Consider the following 3,599-nt stretch of genomic DNA (forward strand, 5'->3'; position numbering starts at 1 on the left):
GTGGTTGGGGAGTTGTATGTGGCCGGCGCCGGCGTGGGTGTGGGGTATTGGCGTCGGGCCGGGTTGACCGGGTCGCGGTTTGTGGCGTGTCCGTTTGGGCGCGCGGGGTCGCGGATGTATCGCACCGGGGATTTGGTGCGCTGGGGTGCTGATGGGCAGTTGGTGTATCTGGGGCGCGCCGATGAGCAGGTCAAGATCCGCGGGTATCGCATCGAGCTCGGCGAAATCCGCTCGGTCCTTGCGGAGCTCGATGGGGTTGAGCAGGCGGCGGTGATCGCCCGCGAGGATCGCCCGGGCGATAAGCGTCTGGTGGGCTATGTCACCGGGGCCGCCGACCCGGCCGCGATCCGCGCGCAGTTGGGCGAGCGGTTGCCGGCTTATATGGTGCCGGCGGCGGTGGTGGTGTTAGAGGCGCTGCCGTTGACGGTCAACGGCAAGCTGGACACCCGCGCCCTACCGGCACCCGAATACGCCGCGGGTGAGTACCGGGCCCCGGTCGGCGCGGTCGAGGAGATTCTGGCCGGCATCTACGCCCAGGTCCTCGGTGTCGATCGGGTCGGGGTCGACGACTCATTTTTCGATTTGGGTGGGGATTCGCTGTCGGCGATGCGCCTGATCGCGGCGGTCAATACCGGCCTGGATGCCGACCTTGCGGTGCGCGCCTTGTTCGAGGCGCCCACGGTGGCCCGGTTGGCGCCGCGTATCGGTGAGGGCGCGGGTGGACTTCCGCGGTTGGTGGCGGGTGAGCGGCCGGCGGTGGTGCCGTTGTCGTTTGCCCAGAGCCGGTTGTGGTTCCTGGATCAGTTGCAGGGGCCTTCAGCGGTGTACAACATGGTGGCGGCGTTGCGGTTGCGCGGGCGGCTGGATGTCGAGGCGCTGGGTGCGGCGCTGGCCGATGTGGTGGGCCGCCATGAAAGCCTGCGCACGGTGTTTGTCGCGTCCGAGGGGATCCCCCAGCAGGTTGTGGTCCCCGCCGAGCGGGCCGATTTCGGCTGGCACGTTGTCGATGCGACCGGCTGGCCGGAAAGCCGGCTGCGTGAGGGCATCGAGACCGCGGCGCGTTACACGTTTGATCTGGCCAACCAGATTCCGTTGCGCGCCTGGCTTTTCCGCGTGGCCGACGATGAGCACGTGCTGGTGGCCGTGGTGCACCACATCGCCGCCGACGGCTGGTCGCTTAGCCCGCTGATGCGTGATCTGGGGATGGCCTATGCCAGCCGGTGTGCGGGGCACGCCCCGGGCTGGGACCCGTTGGCGGTGCAATACATTGATTACACGCTGTGGCAGCGCGCGCTGCTAGGCGATCTGGAAGACAGCGACAGCCCGATTGCCGCGCAGCTGGCCTACTGGCAGCAGGCGCTGGCGGGGCTGCCCGAGCGCCTGGAGTTGCCCACCGACCGGCCCTATCCGCCGGTGGCCGATCAGCGCGGCGCCACCGTGGTGGTGGACTGGCCGGCCGAGCTGCAGCAGCGGGTTGCGCGGGTGGCCCGTGAGCACACTGCGACCAGTTTCATGGTGATTCAGTCTGCCCTGGCGGTGCTGCTCTCCAAGATCAGCGCCAGCCCTGATGTGGCGGTGGGGTTCCCGATCGCCGGGCGGCGCGACTCGGTGCTGGATGAGTTGGTGGGGTTTTTCGTCAACACCCTGGTGTTGCGGGTCGATGTGGCCGGGAATCCGACTGTCGCCGAACTGTTGGCTCAGGTGCGACAGCGCAGCCTGGCCGCCTACGAGCATCAAGATGTGCCCTTTGAGGTGCTGGTGGAGCGGCTCAACCCCACCCGAAGCCTGACCCATCACCCGCTGGTGCAGGTGATGTTGGCCTGGCAAAACCTTCCTGGGCAAGACACTGACTCCGCCGCCGGGTTGGCCCTGGGTGATCTGCAGGTCGCACCGCTGCCGGTGGATACCCAAAGTGCCCGCATGGATTTGGTGTTTTCTTTGGCCGAACGCTGGAGTGAGGCCGGTGCGCCAGCAGGGATTGGCGGGACGGTGGAATTTCGCACCGATGTGTTCGACACGGCCAGCATCGAGGCGTTGATCGGGCGGTTGCAGCGGGTGTTGGCGGCGATCACCGCCGACCCCTTCGGGCGGTTGTCGTCGGTGGATTTGCTTGATGCCGGTGAGCATGCCCGCCTGGATGAGGTAGGTAATCGGGCGGTGTTGACCACGGCTTCGGTTGCGCCGGTGTCGGTTCCGGTGTTGTTCGCCGCGCAGGTGGAGCGCACGCCGGAGGCGGTGGCGCTGACGTGCGGTGAGGTTTCGTGGACCTACCGGCAGCTGGATGAGGCGGCGAACCGGTTAGCGCACTTGTTGGCCAGCCAGGGTGTGGGCCCGGGACAGTGTGTGGCGCTGTTGTTTTCCCGTTCGGCCGAGGCGATCGCGGCGATTGTGGCGGTGCTCAAGACCGGGGCGGCCTATCTGCCGATCGACCCGGCGCTGCCGGCGGCGCGGATCGGGTTGCTGCTCGCCGACGCCGCACCGATCGCGGTGGTTACCACCGCCGAGTTGGCTGGGCGGCTGGCAGGGTGTGACGTGCCGGTGATCGATATCGACGATCCCCAAATCCAGACCTATCCGTGCACCGCACTGCCCGCGCCCGACCCCGACGATCTGGCTTACCTGATTTACACCTCGGGCACCACCGGGATCCCGAAGGGGGTTGCGGTCACCCACCGCAACGTGACTCAGCTGTTGGCGTCCTTGGAGGTGGGTCTGCCGGCGGCGGGGGTGTGGTCGCAGTGGCATTCGTATGCTTTCGACGTCTCGGTGTGGGAGATCTTCGGCGCGCTGCTGCGCGGGGGCCGGTTGGTGGTGGTGCCCGAGGAGGTGGCCCGCTCCCCGCAGGACTTTCACGACGTGCTGGTCACGGAACGGGTCGGCGTGTTAAGTCAAACCCCATCGGCAGTCGGGATGCTCTCGCCGGAGGGGTTGGAGTCGGCGGCGTTGGTGGTGGCCGGTGAGGCCTGCCCGCCCGAGCTGGTGGATCGGTGGGCGCCGGGGCGGGTGATGCTCAACGCCTACGGCCCGACCGAGGCCACAATCTATGCGGCGGTCAGTGCGCCGCTAATCCCGGGCTCGGGCGTGGTGCCGATCGGTGCGCCGGTGCCCTCCGCGGGGTTGTTTGTGCTCGATGGGTGGTTGCGTCCGGTGCCGGCGGGTGTGGTTGGGGAGTTGTATGTGGCCGGCGCCGGCGTGGGTGTGGGGTATTGGCGTCGGGCCGGGTTGACCGGGTCGCGGTTTGTGGCGTGTCCGTTTGGGCGCGCGGGGTCGCGGATGTATCGCACCGGGGATTTGGTGCGCTGGGGTGCTGATGGGCAGTTGGTGTATCTGGGGCGCGCCGATGAGCAGGTCAAGATCCGCGGGTATCGCATCGAGCTCGGCGAAATCCGCTCGGTCCTTGCGGAGCTCGATGGGGTTGAGCAGGCGGCGGTGATCGCCCGCGAGGATCGCCCGGGCGATAAGCGTCTGGTGGGCTATGTCACCGGGGCCGCCGACCCGGCCGCGATCCGCGCGCAGTTGGGCGAGCGGTTGCCGGCTTATATGGTGCCGGCGGCGGTGGTGGTGTTAGAGGCGCTGCCGTTGACGGTCAACGGCAAGCT

Annotated in this window: 1 protein-coding gene; it reads left to right on the forward strand. The window is 68.0% G+C overall.

Annotated features, from left to right (window positions below):
* The coding region (locus AWC06_RS09895; protein WP_139819998.1) for a non-ribosomal peptide synthetase at window positions 1-3,599 on the forward strand (3,599 nt) is incomplete at both ends.

This window comes from Mycobacterium fragae (assembly GCF_002102185.1).
GTDB lineage: Bacteria > Actinomycetota > Actinomycetes > Mycobacteriales > Mycobacteriaceae > Mycobacterium > Mycobacterium fragae.